Annotated in this window: 16 protein-coding genes and 2 pseudogenes; 12 read left to right on the plus strand and 6 right to left on the minus strand. The window is 68.9% G+C overall.

What is annotated here, in order from left to right:
• Positions 1–86: 86 nt before the first annotated feature.
• Both DRB89_RS05865 and DRB89_RS05870 read right to left on the minus strand, forming a co-directional pair.
• Positions 87–392: a hypothetical protein gene (locus DRB89_RS05865; protein WP_112447195.1), complete on the minus strand. Its 306-nt coding sequence runs from the start codon at positions 390–392 to the stop codon at positions 87–89.
• A gap of 46 nt (positions 393–438) precedes the next feature.
• Complete coding sequence (locus DRB89_RS05870) at positions 439–765, minus strand: hypothetical protein (protein ID WP_112447197.1); 327 nt, start codon at positions 763–765, stop codon at positions 439–441.
• A 1,069-nt stretch (positions 766–1,834) separates the two neighbouring features.
• On the opposite strand from DRB89_RS05870, the gene DRB89_RS05875 reads away from it, so the two are divergent.
• The 5 genes from DRB89_RS05875 to DRB89_RS05895 all read left to right on the plus strand — a co-directional run bounded on the left by DRB89_RS05875 (position 1,835) and on the right by DRB89_RS05895 (position 8,914).
• Positions 1,835–3,865 (plus strand): hypothetical protein, encoded by a 2,031-nt coding sequence (locus tag DRB89_RS05875; protein WP_162688480.1) that lies wholly within the window; start codon positions 1,835–1,837, stop codon positions 3,863–3,865.
• 81 nt (positions 3,866–3,946) lie between these two features.
• Positions 3,947–6,037 (plus strand): hypothetical protein, encoded by a 2,091-nt coding sequence (locus DRB89_RS05880; RefSeq protein WP_112447200.1) that lies wholly within the window; start codon positions 3,947–3,949, stop codon positions 6,035–6,037.
• Positions 6,038–6,252: 215 nt separating this feature from the next.
• Positions 6,253–7,551, plus strand: a complete 1,299-nt coding sequence (locus DRB89_RS05885) for a M12 family metallopeptidase (RefSeq protein ID WP_112447202.1) — start codon at positions 6,253–6,255, stop codon at positions 7,549–7,551.
• A complete protein-coding gene (locus DRB89_RS05890) occupies positions 7,548–8,576 on the plus strand; it encodes an MvdC/MvdD family ATP grasp protein (protein WP_112447204.1) in 1,029 nt (342 codons plus the stop codon). Before DRB89_RS05885 ends, DRB89_RS05890 begins: the two co-directional genes overlap by 4 nt.
• Positions 8,573–8,914 (plus strand): YbaY family lipoprotein, encoded by a 342-nt coding sequence (locus DRB89_RS05895; RefSeq protein WP_112447206.1) that lies wholly within the window; start codon positions 8,573–8,575, stop codon positions 8,912–8,914. Before DRB89_RS05890 ends, DRB89_RS05895 begins: the two co-directional genes overlap by 4 nt.
• Before the next feature lie 157 nt (positions 8,915–9,071).
• Here DRB89_RS05895 and DRB89_RS05900 read toward each other — a convergent pair.
• Positions 9,072–9,206 (minus strand): annotated as a pseudogene (locus tag DRB89_RS05900) (transposase family protein); the annotation flags it as partial.
• Positions 9,207–10,633: 1,427 nt separating this feature from the next.
• Positions 10,634–11,737, minus strand: coding sequence for an alpha/beta fold hydrolase (locus DRB89_RS05915; protein WP_112447212.1), 1,104 nt, complete (start codon positions 11,735–11,737; stop codon positions 10,634–10,636).
• Between the two features lie 548 nt (positions 11,738–12,285).
• On the opposite strand from DRB89_RS05915, the gene DRB89_RS05920 reads away from it, so the two are divergent.
• From DRB89_RS05920 to DRB89_RS43635, 5 genes are all read left to right on the plus strand, one after another.
• Positions 12,286–12,789 carry a hypothetical protein gene (locus DRB89_RS05920; RefSeq protein ID WP_239516028.1) on the plus strand — a complete coding sequence of 168 codons (504 nt, stop codon included), beginning with the start codon at positions 12,286–12,288 and terminating at the stop codon, positions 12,787–12,789.
• Between the two features lie 560 nt (positions 12,790–13,349).
• The gene (gene panD / locus DRB89_RS05925) at positions 13,350–13,769 is read left to right on the plus strand and encodes an aspartate 1-decarboxylase (protein WP_112447214.1); all 420 of its coding nucleotides are present in this window, start codon (positions 13,350–13,352) and stop codon (positions 13,767–13,769) included.
• A 15-nt stretch (positions 13,770–13,784) separates the two neighbouring features.
• The gene (locus DRB89_RS05930) at positions 13,785–14,138 is read left to right on the plus strand and encodes a GNAT family N-acetyltransferase (RefSeq protein WP_112447216.1); all 354 of its coding nucleotides are present in this window, start codon (positions 13,785–13,787) and stop codon (positions 14,136–14,138) included.
• Positions 14,135–14,767, plus strand: a complete 633-nt coding sequence (locus tag DRB89_RS05935; protein ID WP_239516029.1) for an arylsulfatase — start codon at positions 14,135–14,137, stop codon at positions 14,765–14,767. Before DRB89_RS05930 ends, DRB89_RS05935 begins: the two co-directional genes overlap by 4 nt.
• Before the next feature lie 47 nt (positions 14,768–14,814).
• Positions 14,815–14,988 carry a hypothetical protein gene (locus DRB89_RS43635; protein WP_204357648.1) on the plus strand — a complete coding sequence of 58 codons (174 nt, stop codon included), beginning with the start codon at positions 14,815–14,817 and terminating at the stop codon, positions 14,986–14,988.
• Between the two features lie 126 nt (positions 14,989–15,114).
• Here the strand turns inward: DRB89_RS43635 and gndA are convergent, their stop codons facing one another.
• A complete protein-coding gene (gndA, locus tag DRB89_RS05940; protein ID WP_112447218.1) occupies positions 15,115–16,560 on the minus strand; it encodes an NADP-dependent phosphogluconate dehydrogenase in 1,446 nt (481 codons plus the stop codon).
• 298 nt (positions 16,561–16,858) lie between these two features.
• Between gndA and DRB89_RS05945 the strand changes: the two genes are divergently transcribed.
• Positions 16,859–18,163, plus strand: coding sequence for a transglycosylase family protein (locus DRB89_RS05945; protein ID WP_112447220.1), 1,305 nt, complete (start codon positions 16,859–16,861; stop codon positions 18,161–18,163).
• A 171-nt stretch (positions 18,164–18,334) separates the two neighbouring features.
• Here the strand turns inward: DRB89_RS05945 and DRB89_RS42725 are convergent.
• Positions 18,335–19,147 (minus strand): annotated as a pseudogene (locus tag DRB89_RS42725) (DMT family transporter); the annotation flags it as partial.
• Positions 19,148–19,350: 203 nt separating this feature from the next.
• Between DRB89_RS42725 and DRB89_RS05960 the strand changes: the two are divergent.
• Positions 19,351–20,826, plus strand: a complete 1,476-nt coding sequence (locus DRB89_RS05960) for an SDR family oxidoreductase (protein WP_112447224.1) — start codon at positions 19,351–19,353, stop codon at positions 20,824–20,826.
• The last annotated feature ends 35 nt before the right edge of the window (positions 20,827–20,861 follow it).

Here is a 20,861-nt window from a genome sequence, read left to right on the forward strand (position 1 = left end):
CAGTCATGCGGTGCATGAAAAGTTGGTGCGTCAACCAAAGGGCGCGGAATGCGCCGAACTTGGCGACGCAGGCGCGGACCGGTCGGTCAGAGTTGGTCCACGCACTCGGTGAACGAACGGATCAGCAGCGCCCACGAGGCACCGCCGAGCAGCCCCACGAAACAGATGGCTGCCGTGGGGCCGAGCAGCTTCTCCAGGATCTTGATGACTACCGCAGACGCGATTCCCGCCAGCGCCAGCACGAGGGCCCTGTCGGAATCACGCAGGTTGCGATTCCACTCGACGACCCGGCGGATCGCGTCGGCCCCCAGGTTGCGCAGGTCCTCGATGATCGTGTCCACCGTGTTCTGGACCCGCGCACCGTAACAGTTAGCGAATTCCTCGATCGCCATATCTCTTCTCCCGTCTGTTCGGATTTTGACCGGGCGCCAGCGGTGCCTAGCCCTGACCCTGCACCTGGTCGAGCGTTTCGCGCGTCGCCTGCAGAAGCTCCGTGAGCCGCATGTTCGGGGTGCGGTCGTAGGCAGCGAGAATTGAGGAGATCTCAGGTGCGATGTTGACCGATGGATCTGCCAGAACCGAGCACACGGTGAATTCGAGAGAACTATCGTCGAACCCCTCGCGTACAGCGTCGTCCATGCCACTCATGAAGCCGTTGATGTTGTCGAGCGCACCGCCGATCACATCCGGTGCGGGAACGTCGACGGCATCCATCTGGATGCCACGCTGCGCGAGCGCCGCTGCGAAGTCCTCGTCGAAGGCCATGCGTGTTCTCCTCGATCGGCAACCCTGTGGCGGAGCACCGAGCGGCCCCGGCCGAGACCAACCCTGACCGAGTATGGAGATCCCGGCGTGCCCTTTGAACCATGTGGAGCACCACGAGAGGGCGGCCGGAACGGCGCAGGTCGCGGCCCGCAGCCCGCGTTTCCCCAGCTGCCGAGCTTCCGCTGCGCCCATTCGGAGGAGAGCATTCGCGGGGGTGACCCCTCACCGCCATTGCGGTGAAGGGTCAGGTGGCCGGAGGGGCCGGAGCTGGTCGTGCAGGAGGAAGAGATTCTTTGCCCTCCGAGTCGACCGGGCTGCGACAGTTCTCTGCCCCGGCCTGGCCGACGTCCACGAGCGGGCCGAATACGTCTTCAATCAGGCCACCCACCAGGGCATTGGACCTGACCCGCGACGGCTGCACCCTGCGGCGACTCAAGCCCCGCCACCACGACCGCTGAGGACGAGCCCCGGTCACTGGTGGCCGGCGGGGCCTTGCGAGAAGTTGGCCGGCGAATGCCGCACACCATTCCGGACCGGGCGGCTTCGCCGACTCTTGCTGCGCTGGGACCTGGGCCGTGTGGTGAGACGGTCGTGCGTGCGAGGCCGAGTTCGGGGTCGAGGTGGCGGGGTTGGGCGATGGGGGGCGTGCCTCGGCATGATGCTGCCGACGCTTATCTGGCGGGTGTCAGGACCGATTCTCCGTCCTGTTCACGGGCGAGCGGCGTGCCAGCTTGCACCACTTCGTAGAGGTCACCGACGGCCACACGATGGGAATGACGCATCCGTCCGAGGAGGGGGTCTTCGAGGATGCCTGAATCCCTGTCAAGCGGGCCTGCCGATCTCCTTGACCGGTACGGGACAGATTGCTCGGTCGTCCGACAGTTGCCGAACGAACTATCTGGGCAGGTGGCGGTTCAAGGGGAGTTGGGCCTACAGTCGAAGTAACTTCACAGCGCACCCGTCGACCGGCCTCCATGCCCACGAGGGAGCGGTGATTTTTGATGCGCCGGGCCGTACCGGGTGACTCCTCCAGCAGATCTGCTAGATCCTCCGGCAGGGGGTTCCACTCATGGCTGACTTCGCATCGGGAGTCGGGCCGTTGTTCGGTCCGAACTTCGTCATCGTCACCGTCAATGACGACACCGGCAGACCGTTCCAGCTCCAGGTGTACCCGGACGCGCACAATCCGGAGCTGCGGCAGGCGGGCCTGCCCACTCAGTACTACTTCCAGCCCGCCCGCGTCTTCCTGGCGCGGAAGCAAGATTCCCCGCAAGACTTCGACTTCCAGATGACCCTGTTCAAGGGCCTGATGTCGGAGGAGGCGCACGTCACGCCCGGCGATCTGGCCGGCACCGAACTGGGCGGCGGCTTCTGTGCGTTCTCGACGACGTTCGCCATTCCGCCCAGCGTCATCACCGGCGCGATTCAGAAGCTGAAGCAGCGGGAGCACGAGATCCCGGCACGGATCGGGCCCTTCTTCAACTTTCAGGACAACGATCCGGAGCCGTCGCTCGGCATCATTCCGATCACGGAAAGCGCCGTGGTGTGTTCCGTTCAGGATCCGGTCGTCACGGGCGGAAAGATTCTCATGACCGCCCAGCACAGCGGGAAGGGCAGCATCGAGGCGCAGGGCATCTGCTCGTTCCTGATCAGTTGTAACCTGCCGGCCGCGGGCCAGATCGCGAGCGCGCTGAAGGCCGGTGCCTCGCCGCCGTTCCTGGTCACCAACGCGCTCCAGGAAACCTTCTACATCAACGGTGTCACGATCGAAGTGGATGTCGACATCGACAAGGTGTTCGACTCCTTCTCGGCCGCGGTCTCCGCAGGCGGCCTGTTCCGCATCAACTCGCTCGAAGCGGAGTTTGCATACCAGAGGTGCATCACCAGCGGCGCCATCAAAACGCACATGACGCAGAACAATGCGGTGCTCGACGCGGAGACCAAGAAATGGGTGGAGGAGAACGTCAACGAGATGAAAAAGACGGCGCTCGAGCTGGTCAAGCACGAGATCTTCGACTTCGACCCCGCCAAGAGCGATTCCAAGGCGACGGCCGACCGCGGTTGGTTCAGCGGGCTGTTCGGAGGCTCGGCCGTGTCGATCAAGTCCACGCATGCCCACAATGGGGTCCACGTCCGCCAGGAGTTGGTCCTCGACCAGACGGTAGCCGTGAGCCATACCGTCAGCGGTAACCTCAACGACCTCTTGCCTGCCGTCCGGGCCGATCTGAACAAGTATCTGTTCATCATCGACATCGGCGAGTTCTTCAAGAAGGTCCAGGTCGCCGGGTTCTGCGAGGTCAACTTCAGTGAGAAGCTCTCCGACGGCACCGTACTGAGGAGCCCGCTCAGGGCCGTCCAGCTGGAGGCCGGCTACCCCGACTTCTCGAGGCCGATGGAGAATGGCCAGGTCAACCTGACCATGCGGACGAGCGGCCAGCACTACATACCCGGCGAGACGGAGCCGACCGGTGCGGAGAAGCCCGCCGTCTGGCGGGAGCTGACAGCCAGGGACTTCGTCAACGTCTCGTTCTTGCGGCTGGACAACCCTGTTGACGGCTGGCCATCGGACCAGGTGAAGCTGCGGCGTAAGTTGATCTTCGACGGGCAGGACCCCCGGGTCAACCTCTCCCGGGCGATAGCCCCGACCGACCCGGCGGTGGCCGTGATCGAGGAACTGACCACCGACCACGCCCCGGTCATGACCGCGAGTCAGGTCGGCTACGTGTTCGTGCGCTTCATGGTGTCTCCGGTCCGGCTCCCGTCCAACATCACCGTCCAGATAACGCCGACCATCGGCGACGACACCTTCCCGCCGATCGTGGTCACCAAGGACAACGTGAAGAACGCGTTGTGGGAGGTGTACTCCGACAAGTACGTCCTGGCGGAAGAGATCAGCTACACCATGTCGGTCGAGGTGCTCGGGCCCAACTTCACCGACGAGCCAGTCTTCTACTCGACCTCGGAGCCGGTTCGGGTTCCCGTCTCGGAAGGGCTGATCAAGTACATTCCGCAATTGCCCGCTCCGTTGCCGAGAGCGCCCGCAGACAAGATCGAGACCATCAACCGGTACGTCCTCGCGGCCGCCAATGTCACCACGTGACACCACCGGACCGCATGTCCCGGACGGGCGGGCCGAACCGCCCGTCCGGGACGCGACGGATCATCCCGACGGGAAGACACCATGGGACAGATGGAGCAGGGGTTCGACGAATTCCTCGTCGCGGAGCCGAAGCACTGGCTGATGGGACGGACAGGAGACCACATCAACTCGGTCTTTAACGAGAACAGGAGCGCCGAACTCCCTGCGGATGTGCCGCTGCTCCCGCGCCTGGAGAGCAGTTCTGCCCCCGATGTGCTCGCCTTCGGCCCCTTTCCCGAGGCAACGTGGTTCCTCCCGTCGTACGTCCTGCCCGCCCGGGACCCGAAATTCGCTTTCGACGTCGTCCAGCCCGGCGATGTCGCCGCCGACGGAGGACCGTTCAACCGCGCCACGCTCACCCTGACGTTGAAGGAGGTGTTGTCGGACAGCGTCCTCTCCTCCGTCGAGTCGGGGCAGCTGCACCCCGTGCCGGACCTGCAGCCGGTCGTGAAGCTGGCCGTGCCCATCACGGAGTCCGACGGATCGGTCAGCGTCCATACGGTAATCGGCAGCACGGCCACGGTCAGCGGGACCAGTTTCACTGCCACCTTCGAGCTGTCCGGTTCGCTGGTCGAGGCCGCCTATGTGCACCTCACCCGGCGCGGCGAGCTGCGGCTGGAGTTCGAGCCGACCTACTCCGGATACCAGACGACCCTCGTGACGTCGCCCGACACCGGCTTCCCGGTCCACGGGCCGATCTTCCAGGGATTTCAGTTCGAAGTCTTCGGTGACGGCGGCGACACCGGGGGCGCTCCCTTTGAGCCGTCCCTCATCGACCGGATCGGCGCGTACGTCTTCTTCCCCTGCACCGCCCGCTTCCACCGCAGCCTGTCGCTCGGCCTCAACTTCAACACCGATGACCACCGCAGCCGGTTCACTATCACGGCAGAGGGCATGACCCGGCCCATCATCGACGGCAACGACCTCAACGCCTTCGCGGGACCGCGTTCGGAGTACCGAGAACTGACGACGCTCGGCGACATCGTGACGAAGTACCCGTCGCTCCAGCGCATCTTCTTCGGCCAGGTCAGCGGCACGGTGATCGCTGTTCCGGACGCCTACGGGATCCTCGTCACCGCGCAGGGCGCCCTCGCGGCCCTCGACTCCATCGTCGACGAGTCGCCCGCTTCCCTCAGCGGCTGCCGGTTCCACTTCACCTTCACGGTCGGTCCGATGGCCGACCCTATCGACATCGCCCGCCTACGGGCGGACGTCACCGGTATCCCGGAGGCCGTCGGACGCACCCTGCACGTCGCCCTGCCGAGTGGGCTGGACTCCCGTACTCCGTCCACCCTCCAAGGCTTCCCGGCCGGACAGGTTGCCTTCGCCGATGGCGACGGCACCACCATCCAAGTGGGCGTCGACATCTCCGACGACCGGCCCACGCCGGCCGCGACCCTCGTCAACCTGTTCCTGCAACAGCTCGCGTCGCCGGGGCCGGCACCGCTGTTCGGCACCATCGCGGTCCGGCTCGACGACGTCTTTCCCCAACCCGTGCGCACCCAATTGCTGCTGAACCTGCGCCGGACCGCCCACAGCGGTGACCTGGTGACCACTCGGCAACCCGGGTCACAGCCCAGCGCCCAGGCAGAGAACCGGGGACCACTCGACCTCAAGCTCCTCCAGTGCGCAGATGTCAGGGACGGCCAGGGCCCGGCGCCGATCGTGCCCCTCGGGGGCAGGGTGCTCGAAGCTGGACAGACGACCACCCTCCAGGGCGTCGGCTCCGGCACGGTGGTGGAGGTGTCGCGCACCCTGGAAGTCGCCGCTCCGCTACCGAAGGCAGACATGCTGACCTTCCTCGCGTTCCACACCCACACCGTGCAGGAGGTGCAGCATCCGCTCACGGTGAACGCGGCCGGGCTGAACTTCGAGGCGGAGGGTGTCAGCACCATCAAGGCGGAGATCACGCTCATCGCCAACCCAGGGGACCCGGTGCCCGCGTTGACGCTGAGCCCGTCCCACACCGTCGACTTCGTGCACGTCTCGCTCCCGGTGGACTCCGCCATCACCGGTCTGGACAGCACGGTCGTGCTGACCGTGAACACAAGCTCCGGCGCACGGACCGTCTCCGTCCCACACGACTTCGTCGACGAGCCCATTCTCGTTGTCACGTCGTCGACGATCCACTGACGAGAACCACCCGCGGACCGAACCACCCGATTCCTGGTGCACCCGATGGGCCCGCCGAGGGCGTCGCGGCGCATCCTCAGGGGTGAGTGGGCATGCCCGGTGATCTGCATCCTCGCCGCAGAGAAGTCTTGGTTACGCCACCTGATTGGGGGCTTTAGGCGAGTGGCGGGACGTGGAACACATGGGTAGACAGCCCCCAGGCACTGAGGTGAGTGATGAACGCCAGTCCGTCGAAGCCGGGGCGTGGTGCGAAGAAGACCGCGTCGAAGTCGAGCACGGCCCGAACGAAGTCCGCCTCTGCGAAGAATTCCGCTTCCGCGAAGAAGGCTCCTTCCCGCAAGCGGGCTGCTTCGGACACCGGTGCCCCGGACACGTATGGCTCGGGTGTGCGTGGCAGCGGTGAGTACCGGACCGGACCCGTCTCCGGGACCGCGCTGGTGGATGGGGCGACGTTCCGCCACAAAGGGCTGATGTTCGCCGACGTGAACGGCAAGGCGATCTTCGAAGGCGACATCGTCCTCGGCACGGTCGAGGAGATGAAGGCCGTCGTTCCTGCACCCGGCGACATGGAGTCCCGCGTATTCGCCTCGGTGGGAATCGTGGGAGAGAACTATCGCTGGCCCAACGCGCTCATTCCCTACGAAATTGACCCCGCCCTGCCGAACCTGGAACGCGTGACACGAGCCATTGATGTCTGGACCTTTCGCACGCGCATCCGCTTTGTCCTGCGCACGCCCGCGAACGCGGATCAGTACCCCGACTTCGTGCGCTTCACCCCTGGCGACTCGTGCAGCTCTCCGGTCGGGCGGAAGGGCGGGCTTCAGGTGATCGAACTCGGCCCGAGATGCGGTCTCGGAAGCGCCATGCACGAAATCGGTCACTCAGTGGGTCTGTGGCACGAGCAGAGCCGCGAAGACCGCGATCTGTTCATCGAGATCAAGTTCGACAACATCCTGCCGGACGAGCACTACAACTTCTACAAAGCGGGTGGCGACGGAGACGACTTCGGCCCCTACGACTTCTCGTCGATCATGCACTACGGGTGGAACGCATTCGCCATCGACGAGTTGAAACCGACGATCGTCCCGCGGCATCCGCTGCCCCCCGGCGTCGTCATGGGGCAGCGTGAATTTCTGTCCGACGGTGATGTGGAGGGCGTCCACGCGCTCTATCCGCCCGCTCCTCAGACGTCCAAGGAAGTGGCCAAGGACCGCATCGAGGACTGGACGCTGAAGGAGCTGCCCAAGGACCCGACCCATGACCAGCCGCCGAAGGGGATCGACTTGCAGACACCTGCCCTGGTACCCACCAGCCCTTACATCCTGGCCACAGGGCATCAGGCGCCGTCCTTGGTTGGCCAGGCCGACGGTCTCGCGGCTGAGGTGGGCCGGCTCGCCGAGGCTGTGGCCGGGCTCCAGCAGAGCATGACCGCCGTGATGGCGGACCACACGCAACTCGTGGGCAGGCTCGACTATCTGCTCGGCCGTGGCGTTTCTACCGGGCCGCAGCAGTGATCCTCATCGTGTCGTACGAGGAGGATCACGCACTGGCGGTGATGAGCCACCTGGAGGCGGCCGGGCGCGAGGTTCTGCGTATCGACCTCGCTGATTTCCCCGTACGCGGTGCGATCAACCTCGAGTACCCCCTTGTCGGGAGGCCAGAGCTGACCCTCACCACCCCGGCCGGCCACGCAGAGCTCGATCGGTGCCACGCGGCATGGTGGAGGCGAGTACGGCCCTTCACCTGTGACCCCAAGCTCGGTTCCCCGCTGGACCACCATTTCGCGGTCAGCGAGACAGGCCAGGCGCTGCACGGTCTCTTCCAGGCGATGGACTGCACCTGGGTCAACCCCCCTCTCCTGGACGGGATGGCCCAGCACAAGCCCTACCAGTGGGAGGCCGCGCGCAGAGTCGGTCTGACGCTGCCGCGTACTCTCGTCACCAATCAGCCCGAACGAGCTCAGCGGTTCGTCGACGAGGTCGGAATCGGGCGCACGGTGTTCAAGTCCTTCCTCGCCACCACCGAGGCATGGCGTGAAACAAGAGTCGTGCGACTACAGGACCTGGAGCATCTCGAGGCCGTCCGCTACGCCCCGGTCATCTTCCAGGAGTTCGTGGCCGGGGTCGATCTCCGCGTCACGATCGTGGGCGAGCGCGTCTTCGCGGCCGAGATCGACGCCACCGACACCAGCTATCCCGTCGACATGCGGATGGTGATCGGTGAGTCCAAGGTCCGGCCGGTGACCCTGCCGGCGGCCCTCACTGCGACGCTGCTCCGGCTCATGCGCCACCTCGGGCTGGTGTACGGCGCCGTCGACCTGCGCCGCCGGCCCGACGGACAGTACGTCTTCTTCGAGGTCAACCCCGCTGGTCAGTGGCTGTTCGCCGAGGAGCACGCGGGGCTGCCGATCACGAGCGCGGTCGCCGGGCTTCTGTCACGCCTCGACGCCATGGGATCCCAGCGGACCAGCAGGGTGGGCGAGAACGTCGTCGCCGAACGGACGGCGCCGAGGCCGGCCAGTTCGGTGGCCGGACCATGAGCTACGCGGTCACCGGCACGGTGACCATGCCTGCCGACGCACCCACGACCCGCGCGGCACGGGTGGTGGTGGAAGTGCGCAGCACCTCACGGAGCGACGCGCCCTCCACCGTCACGGGGAGCCAGTCGCAAACGGACCTGGAGCTCACCCCCGGCGCCAGTGTTCCCTTCCGCGTCGACGTGGACGATCTGGACCCTGGGGAGACGTACGGCATCCGCGTCCACGTCGACCTCAACGGCAGCGGGATCGTCGAGGCCGGCGACCTGATCACGACCCGGACCACCGCCGTATCCGCCCAGCAAACCCAGGGGATCGTGGCGGAAGTCAGCAGGGTGTGAGAGTCAGAGTCCCCTCCGCGCCGGAGGGGACCCTCACCGCTCGGGCCCGGAAGGGGCGCCGCCCGTCGTGCCTCCAGGGGGATGGATGCCCACAACCGGGCGGCCCCACCCCGGCCGCTTCAGTACCGTCAGGTTCAGCGTCGGCCGGGCGGGCGGCAGGTTCGATCGCGAGCAGCGGCCGCAGTCGCTGGATCCCCTGGCACACCGTCGCCGGCGAGCAGCCGAACAGCGGCGCGAGCTGCCTCATGATGAGGTTCGTGCGGTAGTACGCGGCCACCAGCACCCGGTCCTGAGCACCACGAAATCCCAGTCACAATCAACATCTGAGATCTCTACCGAACCCGGAACGGTTCAGCCCGGGCGGGACGGAGTAGCGGTTGCCGGTGAAGGAGACGAGTCCTGTGGGCCGACGACGCGGGTCTGATCCAGCTCAGCGGGAAACGGGCGGGCGGTTCCAGCAACGGTTCGGCCGCGGAGAGCGCGCCGACGGTGGTCGAGGCTCCGTCGAGCTTGAGTTTGCGGCTGTCCAGCTGCCATCGACGCAGGGGTAGCTGCCCGCACGGCTCGCGCGCAGTACATCGGCCAGGAAGGCCGGTCCACATCCTGCTGGGTGAGCAGGCGTTGTACACCGATTTCGGCGGGTCGGAAGATGCGAGCCCAGCTTCTCCGGCTGCTGGAGGCCACGGACCTGCCGGTCCTGTCTCTGGGGATCATCCCGGCCCGAGCTCGCCTCCCGGTCCATCCGGGAGGCGGCTTCTCGGTCTTCGACGACAGCAGGGTCGAGGTCGAGGGATACCGTGGGGCCGAAACAATCAAGGATCAGGATCGGCTTGCCTTATTGCGCAGGGCGTTCGGGCGCCTCCAGCCCTCCACTGTCAATGGACAGGCTTCCCGAGACCTGATCGAATCCGCGCTGGCGACGACCTGGGTCGCCGGGTTGCGGGGAGGGTGATGCCGACTGGCGACATCAGGAGCAGGGGCGCGAAGCCCTCGTCCGCGATCGTGCGTGATCCACTGGGTTCGGTTGGCGTTGACCAGGAAATCCGGTCCGTGACCGGTCCGGGAGGGCTTTCGGGGACTGCGAGTCGTCCTGTGTCCTCCCCTACCTGATGCACTATCAGGTAGGTCGGCGTCAGTCCCTGAACACTTCGAAGCGGCTGTCCGATTCGGCGCCTGCTCTGCGGCGTGACAATGGCCTGGTTCGCACGGAAGTGCAGGCAAGGGGCCTTCTCGTCAGAGGGGATCGATGTTCCTAAACATCCTTGCTCTGACGCGTGCCGGTGTAGCGTGCGGGACGCACTTGACCTGCAGACATCTGACATCTTGGCGTTTCCGCAGGTCAGCGGCGTGGCGACGAGGCTTTTAGTCAGCGATCCCTGGCTCATATATCGCCGGAGGGGACGCCTATGTCGTGCCAGGTCCAGGCCGGGGAGCGGCTTCCGTCGGGGTCGCGGCCGAACGTCCCCCCTTCCGCGGGAACCGGCTCGCGGACGGCCTGCCGTATGCCAGCACCGGGTCCCTGAGTGCGGAGGGAGGCCGCGGGATCGGTCCTGCGCCGTAGGTGGGGCCACCCGGCAGAGCTCTCGATCAGCTTCGCTGCCTCTTTGGGGTCCGTGATCCCGGCCCGGTCGACCAGCAGGCGGGCCAGGTTGCCGGCGGCCTGGTCAGCCCCGCTGCCTCGGAGGGCGCGCAGCAGGCTCTCGGCCGCGTTCGGGCGGGTCAGGTCCGCGTGGGCGACAGGATCCCGCGCGAGCAATGCGGCGGACGCCCTGTCCGCACCGGCCTCACGGAAGGCCATGAGCAGTCTGGCGACGCCGTTCGTGTCAGTGATGTCCATGTGCCGGGCGATCCACTCGGCCCCTGCGCGGTCCGGGTCGAGCGGGCCGTCGATCCGGCGGAAGAGCTGCCGGGCGGCGGTGGAGTGTCACGGCAAGCACGGCCCGGCAGCCGAGTCGGACCGACTGCCTGCGTAGGTCGAGCCGCCAGGCGCTGTCGGATAGGCGTCCGAGGTCCTCGGCGGCCTCGGTGCACGGGGCCGACCGAAGCGCCCGGAGGGAGGGCGGCGTGGACGCCCAGGGCTGCCGCGGAGACCGTCCGCACGCGTTCCACGGGCGGGGCGTCGGCGGCGGCCGCCTGGAACGCGCGCTTCAGGGCGAGGTACGAGCGGTGTCTGGGGGAGTCGGGGCGCAGGATTCCGAAGTGGTCGCCGGGCAGGACGCCGATATCGGTGAACGGGCCGTACGCCGATGCAGCCACGACGATGCCGTCCTCCTCGCCGGCGTAGGCCGTCATCGGTATGCGGTCGGCGACCAGGGGCGCGTGCACGATCTGGGTGTTCACCACGCGCCGGGTCTGGTTGATCTGGCTGACCAGCGGGTTGAGCTGCTCCACTTGAGGGTTCTTCCGCAACCAGCTGCGGCGCAGAGTGACGAGAAACGCGGAGCCGCTGTTGGGGGTCGCGAGCATCACGATGCGGCGGATGCGGCGCAGCTCCATCCTGCGCCCCTCGGTCACCATCAGGGCCAGGTACCTCTGGACGTTGAGGCTACCCTGGCTATGGGCCACCAGTACCAGGTCCCGTACGTCCGAGGTCTCGGATTCCAGGAAGCCCTTGAGGCTGTCTGCTACGTCATCGAAGTCGGGAATGCGGCGGAGCGGATTGAAGCTCCACAGCCGCGTCGCGTACCGGAACGTCTTGGGGGCCACGAAGGACGGGTCCGGGTCGCTGTCGATCAGCCGCAGGAAGTGATTCCAGGTGTCCGGGGAGGATTTGAACCCATGGACGAAGACAACGCCGAGCTCTTCTCTGGCCGCTTGCGTCATAGGTCACCACGCTCGCCATCCCTGAGGCACCCCGACGGCCCGGGCACGCGCCCCCGTCCGCGACGGCCTGCCCGCAGGGAGCCGTCTCGACGTCAGCAGCGTTGCGGACTCCCTGGACGATCTGAAAGGAGGTGCTCCGCGGCTGCTACTTCGGCACGGAGCCTGCTGTCGATGCCAGCCTGTGAGGCGGCGGCGGTTGAGCGGTCCAGGCTTCGGCCCGGTGAGCCTGGGGTAAACGTCGGTAGTGCCGTCGGGGCTCCTCTTTTTACACGAGTTCAGCAGGGCCCCAGCTTTTTCGTCGGGAACTTCGCCTCCGCGACCTTGCAAGCCCCTTGAGGGGGCCCTCCCGGCTGACCCAGGCCTTCATTGCGTCGCCCCACTCGCGGTATGCGGACCACGGCTGCATTGGCGGGTAGCTGAGGGCCGCAAGACCGGATCGCGGTCGTCGTCGCTCTCGGGTGCGGGCTGCGCCAGGGGGCTTCGGCCTCTCCCCGGAGGACGTTGATTGCGAGCGTGGCGCTATCCGCAATGGTCGCCTGTACTTCACCTTGCCCAAGGACGGGAAGACGCGCGTCGTCGACATGCCTCCGTCGGTCGCCGAGGAACTGGCCGCCTACTTCCTCCAGCACCCGGCCGTCCAGGTCGAGCTGCCGTGGGGTGGTCCGGAGCCCGAGCGGGACAAGCAGACGTTCCCGCTCGTCCTGACCACGACGTACGGCAACGCGATCCGCGCCAACATCTTCAACGTCGAGGTCCGGAAGCCGCTCCTCGCGGAGGTCGGTGTCATCCCGATGCGGGAGAAGGGCGAGCGCTGGCAGGCACCTCGCAAGGACGGCTTCCACGTGCTCCGGCACGCTTACGCCTCGATCGTCCTCGAAGCCGGCGAGTCCGTGGTCACCCCCGCCCGATGGCTCGGCCAGTCCAGCCCCACCATCACTCTCGACCCCATCGCCCACTTCATGCCCGGGGCCGGCGGCAAGGGGCGAGCGGCCGTCGATGCGCTACTCGGCGTGGTTCCCGAGTACGTCCCAGAGGACCACGCCATGACGTGAAGAAGTGGGTGGCGCAGCACATGCTGAGCCACCCGTTCGCGCTTCAGCGAGTCTTCGCCACCATGAAGACCCGGAAGATCCTCAGACCGCGTTTGAGATCTTCTGTGTCCCGGGGGTGTTGGGGCTTGTGTGAGTGGTTCTGGGGGTGGGTATCCGTCAGATCTGACGGATACCCACCCCGGGTGGGAAATCGCCTTCGTGAGGCGGTACCGGGCAGCAGTGACCTCTATGCCAGGGATGGCTCACCCCCCTATAGAGGGAAATTGCTCCTTTCCGGTTGCGAGGTACTCGCATTAACGGTTCCCGCCCTGTGTAGAGATAGCCTCACTGATGTCTTCTGCCGCGAGTGCGTATCGGCGGGGCATCGTCGCGGTAGGGATCGGGGTGCAGGAGAGCTGCTGCACTGCCCTGACGGTGCGTCGGAAAAGTCAGCAGTAGGTCAGCATGAGTCTTGAAAGACCCGGGGAAAGCTGACCGAACATGCGAATCGTTGTAGGCTCCGGAGACCGCCCTTGACCTGTGGAAAACAGGCAGGGAGCATACATTTCGGGAGTTTCTTCATGTTTCGGACCATGTTCAAGTCCAAGATCCACCGGGCCACGGTCACCCAGGCCGACCTCCACTACGTGGGGTCCGTGACCGTCGACGCCGATCTGCTGGACGCGGCCGACCTGCTGCCCGGCGAGCTCGTGCACATCGTGGACATCACCAACGGGGCCCGCCTGGAGACGTACGTCATCGAGGGCGAGCGGGGCTCGGGGGTCATCGGGATCAACGGGGCCGCCGCGCACCTCGTGCACCCCGGCGACCTGGTCATCCTCATCAGCTACGCGCAGGTCGAGGACGCCGAGGCGCGAGCGCTGAAGCCGCGCGTCGTGCACGTCGACGCGGACAACCGCATCATCGAGCTGGGCGCGGATCCGTCCGCCCCCGTTCCGGGAACGGACCAGGAGCGCAGCCCCCACGCGGTGGCTGTCTGAGGGGAGTCGGGGACCATGCCGCAGGCCGATCCGATCGAGATCGTGGACGACCGCACATCCGGGAGGCTGCTCGCCGCCGAGGGCGGGGCGGTGGTCGGTTTCATCGCCTACTTCGTGCTCGCCGAGGAGCCCCGCGCACTCGTGGCGGTCCACACCGTCGTCGAGCCGGGGCACGAGGGCCGCGGCATCGCCGGGAACCTGGTGAAGGCCTTCTACGGGATCGCGGCCGCCGAGGGCGTGCCCGTGGTCCCGCTGTGCCCCTATGCCGCGAGCTGGGCGGCCAAACACCCCGACCAGGCGCCCGAGGCGCCGGCCGAGGTCGTCGTCGTCGCCAAGGCGCAGCTCGACTCGGACCCGGACCTGTGGTGACGCCGCCCGCGCCGGGCCTGACCCTGCTGCACACCTCGCCCGTGCACGTCCCGGTCTTCGACGCCCTGCGCGACCGGCACCACCCCGGCGCGGTGCTGCGCCACCTGGTGGTGCCGCAGTTGCTGGAGCGGGCCCGCGCGCTCGGGCCCGCGTCGCAGGCCCCGGCCGTGCGGGAGCTGCTCGAAGGATCCGGCGGGCCCGTCCTGGTCACCTGCTCCACCCTCGGGGCCGTCGGCGAGACCCTGGCCCAGGACCTCGGCGTCCCGGTGCTCCGCGTCGACCGCCCGATGGCGGCCGACGCGGTCCGCACCGGGCCGCGGATCGCCGTACTGGCCACGGTGGAGTCGACGCTCGCGCCGACCGTGGAGCTGTTGGAGGAGGAGGCCGCGAAGGCCGGGCTGCCGCTGTCCGTCCGCACCCTGCTGGTCGACGGGGCGTGGGACCGCTTCGCGGCGGGTGACGGGGCCGGCTCCCTGCGCCTGGTGGCCGCCGCGGCCGACGCCCTGGCGGATGTGGACGCCATCGTCCTGGCGCAGGTCTCCATGACCGGAGCGGCCGCCCTGGCCACCACCTCCACGCCGGTCCTGACCAGCCCGGCTTCGGGCCTCGCGGCCGCCCTGCGGAAATAGGCGCGGCCCGGCGCGCTGGAGAAGCGGGACCGGGGCAGAGTGGAGGTATGACACAGCCCCCGTTCCCCGATCCGGCCCCGGCACCGGCGCCCAAGCCGTTCCCCGATCCCGGGCCGCTGCCCCGGCCCGAGCCGCCGACGCCCGGCCCGGTGCCCGAGCCCGATCCGGTCCCGCCGCCGCCGGGGCCCGCGCCGATGCCCGGGCCGGAGCCCCTGAGCTGACCGGCCGGAGCACCTGAGCCGCTGAGCTGACCGACCGACCGGCGGCCCGGCCGGAACCGGCCCGGCGCCCGGCCGCGCCGGGCCCGGGCCGCCGCACGCGTCAGGTGTGCGCGTCAGGCGCACGCGTCAGGCCGTACGGACCTCGGAGCGGTCGCCGCTCCACAGGGTGTGGTACGAGCCCTCGCGGTCGGTGCGCCGATAGGTGTGCGCCCCGAAGAAGTCGCGCTGGCCCTGGGTCAGCGCCGCCGGCAGCCGCTCCGAGCGCAGGGCGTCGTAGTACGCCAGCGAGGCCGCGAAGGCCGGTACCGGAATGCCCTGGCGGACGGCCGCCACCAGCACCTCGCGCCAGCCCTCCTGCGCGGCCCCGATCTCCTCGGCGAAGCCGGCGTCCGCCAGCAGGCTCGGCAGCTCCGGACGGGCGTCGTACGCGGCGCGGATCCGGTCCAGGAACGCGGCCCGGATGATGCAGCCGCCGCGCCACAGGGAGGCCACGGCGCCCGGGTCCACGCCCCAGCCGTACTCCTCGCTGCCGGCCTGGATCTGGTGGAAGCCCTGGGTGTACGAGACGATCTTGGAGGCGTACAGCGCCTGCTCGACCTGGGCGGCGAAGGCGGCCGCGGCCTCGGGGGAGAGCGGCGCGGCCTTCGGGCCGGCCAGGTCCCGCGCGGCCGTACGCAGCTCGCCGTGGCCCGAAACCGCGCGGGCGAAGACCGCCTCGGCGATGCCCGACACCGGGACGCCCAGATCGAGGGCGATCTGCACGGTCCAGCGGCCCGTGCCCTTCTGCTCGGCGGCGTCGGCGACCACGTCCACGAACGGCAGGCCGGTCACGGCGTCCGTGTGGGCGAGCACCTCGGCGGTGATCTCGATCAGGTACGAGTCCAGCCGGCCCTCGTTCCAGGAGCGGAAGGTCTCGGCGATCTTCGCGGGGGAGTAGCCGGCGACCTCGCGCAGCAGGTGGTACGCCTCCGCGATGAGCTGCATGTCGGCGTACTCGATGCCGTTGTGGACCATCTTGACGAAGTGCCCGGCACCGTCGGGTCCCACGTGCGAGGTGCAGGGCGTGCCGTCGGCGGCCTTCGCGGAGATCTTCTCCAGCAGCGGGCCGAGCGAGGCGTACGACTCCTCGGAGCCGCCCGGCATGATGCTCGGGCCGAGCAGCGCGCCCTCCTCGCCGCCCGAGATGCCGACGCCCACGAAGTGCAGGCCCTGCTCGCGCAGTTCCTTCTCGCGGCGACGGGTGTCCTCGAAGTGGGCGTTGCCGCCGTCGATGATGACGTCGCCCGGCTCCAGCAGCGGAGCGAACTCGCGGATCACGGCGTCGGTCGCCTCGCCGGCCTTCACCATGATGATCAGACGGCGCGGGCGCTCCAGCGCGTCCACGAACTCCTTGGCGGACCCGGTGGGCACGAAGGCGCCCTCGTGCCCGAACTCCTCCACCAGCGCCGTGGTCTTGGCGGCGGTGCGGTTGTGGACGGCCACGGTGAATCCGTTGCGCGCGAAGTTCCGGGCGAGGTTGCTGCCCATCACCGCGAGACCGGTGACGCCGATCTGGGCCGTGCTGCTGCTCATGGGGTGCGCTCCTGAGTGCTTCGGGGGTGCTTCGAGGGTGGTTCGGGGGTGCTTCCGTCATGCCCGCGTGGTGCGTGCGCGCGTGTGGTGCGTGGCGAGTGCGCGCGTGACGCCCGCGTGCTGCTCCGACGTGCGGACGGAGCCGGGACACCGACGCTACCCCGGCGGAGATCCTTACGGCCCCCCTACCTTTGGCGGGTAATCAACTACCGCTCGGACGTGTCTTGTTGTGGCCCTTGTCATGCCCTGGTCGCGGCGTTAAGTTGTGCGGTTCCTGACGTCTTCAGTGGGGGCACCCATGGGTGTACGGGGCCGGCACCGCCGGTATCAGCCGAGCAGCATCAACCGGGCCTCGCTCGTGGTCACCGCCGGTGGCGCGGGGATAGCGCTCCCCCTGATCGGCGCCGGAACCGCGCACGCCGCCTCGGTGGACACCTGGAGCAAGGTCGCGGCCTGCGAGTCCACGGGCAACTGGCACATCAACACCGGCAACGGCTACTACGGCGGGCTCCAGTTCAGCCAGAGCACCTGGCGCGCCTTCGGCGGCGCGGCGTACGCCTCCCGCGCGGACCTGGCGACCAGGGAGCAGCAGATCGCGGTCGCGGAGAAGGTGCTGAAGGGGCAGGGCCCGCAGGCCTGGCCGGTCTGCGGGAAGAAGGCCGGACTGAGCCGCAGCGGACCGGCCCCGGCCCTCCCCGCGCAGGCCAAACCGGTCACCCCGGTCCAGCAGACGAAGGCCCAGCTCCAGGAGAAGAAGGCGGCCGCTCCGCCGAGCACGCCGCGGAGCACACCGCCGAAGTCCGCGCCCCGCCCGACGGGGACCTCGGTGCTGCCCAACCCCTATGTGGTCGCGCCGGGGGACTCGCTCTCGGCGATCGCCACCGAGCAGCACGTCGAGGGCGGCTGGCAGGCGCTGTACGAGACCAACCGGGCCACCGTGGGCGGGGATCCGGACCTCATCTTCCCGGGGCAGCGGCTCACCCTGCGCGTGACCGCGGCGCCAGCCGCGCCGGCCGCGCCGCCTTCCCAGAACCCGGAGAAGCCGCCGCGCACCGCGGAACCGGTCAAGCCCGTGGCCCCGGTGTCGGAGAAGCCCGCCGAGAAGCCGGCCGAGAAGCCCGCTGACAAACCGGCCGCGAAGCCCGCCGAGAAGCCGGCGGCGCAGCCCGCCTCGGCGCAGAAGGACGAAACCGCCTCGGGAGGGTTCTCCGCCCCCGTCGACGCGGGCCTCGGCACCGCCTACCGCGTCGCCGGTTCCTCCTGGTCCAGCGGCTACCACACCGGCGTCGACTTCCCGGTCGCGACGGGCACCACCGTCAAGGCCGTCTCCGACGGCCAGGTCGTCTCAGCGGGCTGGGCCGGTGCGTACGGCTACCAGGTCGTCATCCGGCACTCCGACGGCCGGTACTCCCAGTACGCGCACCTGTCGGCGCTCGCCGTCAAAGCCGGCTCGCCGGTCTCCGGCGGGCAGCGCATCGGCCGCTCCGGCTCGACCGGCAACACGACCGGGCCGCACTTGCACTTCGAGGTGCGCGGCGGGCCCGGCTACGGCACCGACATCGACCCGCTGAAGTACCTGCGGGCCCACGGCGTCCACATCTGAGCCGGGCGTCGCGGCCGTGGCCTCCGCTCCGGCGGGGACCACGACCGCGCCCGGAGCCGGAGCCGGAGCCGTGTCCACAGCCGCGACGGAAGCAGTGGCCGGAGCCGTGTTCGCAGCCGCGTCCCGAGTGCTCCCCGCCGGTACGGTCCCTTCGGCCCGCCGGGGAGCGACGGTGAGCAGGACGAGCCCGGCCCCCGCCAGAGCGGCGCTCACCACCGCCGCGGCCGCGCCGGCCGCCCCGTACCGGAAGCCCTCGTCGAACATGGCGATGCCGACCGCCGCCGCGACCACCGGGTTGGCCACCGTCACGGTCGCCAGCGGCGCCGTCAGCCCGGCCCCCCGGTAGGCGGCCTGCGACAGCAGCAGCCCGGCGCCGGCCAGCGCGGCGACCGAGGTCAGCTCCGGCCACAGCGAGACCAGCGCGTCGGGGGCGAAGGTCTCGGCCACCGACTTCGTGAACACCGAGGCCATGCCGAAGGCCGCGCCGGCCGCCACGGCCAGCAGCACGCTGCGCACCGTGGCCCGCCGCACCTTCCGGGCGGCGAGGAACAGCACCGCCACCCCGGCGCCGGTCGCGGCCAGCAGGGTGCTCTGTTCGGCGCCGGACAAGGACTGCTCGGCCCGGCCGCCCCCGCCCGTCAGGGCCAGCAGCCCGGCCAGCCCGACGGTGGCCAGCACGGCCCCGCGCCAGGCCGCGCCGCTGGAGCGGCGCCCGACGAAAACGGCCGCCATCGGCAGCGCGAAGACGATGGTGAGTGCCCCGAGCGGCTGCACCAGGCTCAGCGGCCCGTACGCCAGCGCGACCACGTGCAGCAGCGCGCCGAAGCCGTTCAGGGCGATGGCGGCGTACCAGCCGGCCTGGCGCACGGGAGCGTAGGGCCGGCTCGTCGCGGCGGACGCGACCCGCTCCTGGACGATGGCTCCGCCCGCGTAGGCCACCGCGGACACCAGGCAGAGCAGGGCCGAAAGGGCTAGGGCACTCATAAAAGTCACAATGCCCGACCAGGGGGAGCTATTCCTCCCCCTACAGGCCCCTACATTCGGTCACGCATCAGGCGTGAGGAGTAGTCCGTACGCAGTACACGGGAGCGGGTTTGTCTTCCGATGCGGGGGATCCGTACACTAGCCCTTTTGAGGACTTCCGCAGCAGGCGGACGCGGACGAGTGATCAAGGAACGGCAGCGGGCATGACGGTGACCGAAGACAGCCAGGACCACGTGCACGGCTACGGGCCGGGCATCGACCCCGACCGGCTGGCCCTCTGCCTCAGCGTGCTCGACGAGCTCGACAAGCTCGATGTCGACCACCCGGACGCCATCACCGTACGCCGCGCCACCGCCGGCCTCTACCGGACGGTCAAGCAGCGCCGCCGCCAGGACCGCCGCGCCGCCAAGACCGCCAACGACAAGGCCGTCACCGAGGCGACCGCGACCGGCTCCGCCGAGCGCATCGACGACGAGACCCAGGGCAACGCCCTGACCGCCGCCGCCAAGGGCCCGATCGCCGGGATACTGCAGCGCCCGCGCTCCTGCTACGTCTGCAAGACCCGCTACGTCGAGGTCGACGCGTTCTACCACCAGCTCTGCCAGGACTGCGCCGCCTTCAACCACGCGCGCCGCGACGCCCGCACCGACCTGACCGGCCGGCGCGCCCTGCTCACCGGCGGCCGCGCCAAGATCGGCATGTACATCGCGCTGCGGCTGCTGCGCGACGGCGCGCACACCACCATCACCACCCGCTTCCCGGGCGACGCGATCCGCCGCTTCAAGGCGATGCCCGACAGCTCCGAGTGGCTGCACCGGCTGAAGATCGTCGGCATCGACCTGCGTGACCCGGCCCAGGTGGTCGCGCTGGCCGACTCGGTCGCCGCCGAGGGCCCGCTCGACATCCTGATCAACAACGCCGCGCAGACCGTACGCCGCTCCCCGGGCGCCTACAGCGAGCTCGTCGCCGCCGAGAACGCCCCGCTGCCGGCCGGCGAGCTGCCGAGCTCCGAAGTCATCGGCACCTTCGGCAGCGGCACCGTCGACCGCGTCGCCGCCCTGCCCACCGGCAAGGGCGAGAAGCTCAGCGCCCAGGACATCACCGAGCTGGCGCTCGTCTCCGGCTCCGCCTCCCTGGAGCGGATCGCCGCCGGCACCGCGATCGACGCGGGCGGCCTGGTCCCCGACCTGCACGACACCAACAGCTGGATCCAGACGGTGTCCGAGGTGGACCCGATCGAGCTCCTCGAAGTGCAGCTCTGCAACTCCACCGCGCCGTTCATCCTGATCAGCAAGTTGCGCCCGGCTATGGCGGCCGCCGAGGCCGGCCGCAGGTACGTCGTCAACGTCTCCGCGATGGAGGGCGTCTTCAGCCGCGGCTACAAGGGCGCCGGCCACCCGCACACCAACATGGCCAAGGCCGCGCTGAACATGCTCACGCGCACCAGCGCGCAGGAGATGTTCCAGAAGGACCAGATCCTGATGACCGCCGTCGACACCGGCTGGATCACCGACGAGCGCCCGCACCCGGACAAGATCCGCCTCGCCGAGGAGGGTTTCCACGCCCCCCTCGACCTGGTCGACGGCGCGGCCCGCGTCTACGACCCGATCGTGCGCGGCGAGCTCGGCGAGGACCTGTTCGGCGTCTTCCTGAAGGACTACGCGCCCGCCAACTGGTAGGCCGCCCGTCCTCACGCCCCCAGGTCCCCCGGACC

Source organism: Streptomyces sp. ICC4 (genome assembly GCF_003287915.1).
Taxonomy (GTDB): domain Bacteria; phylum Actinomycetota; class Actinomycetes; order Streptomycetales; family Streptomycetaceae; genus Streptomyces; species Streptomyces tritrimontium.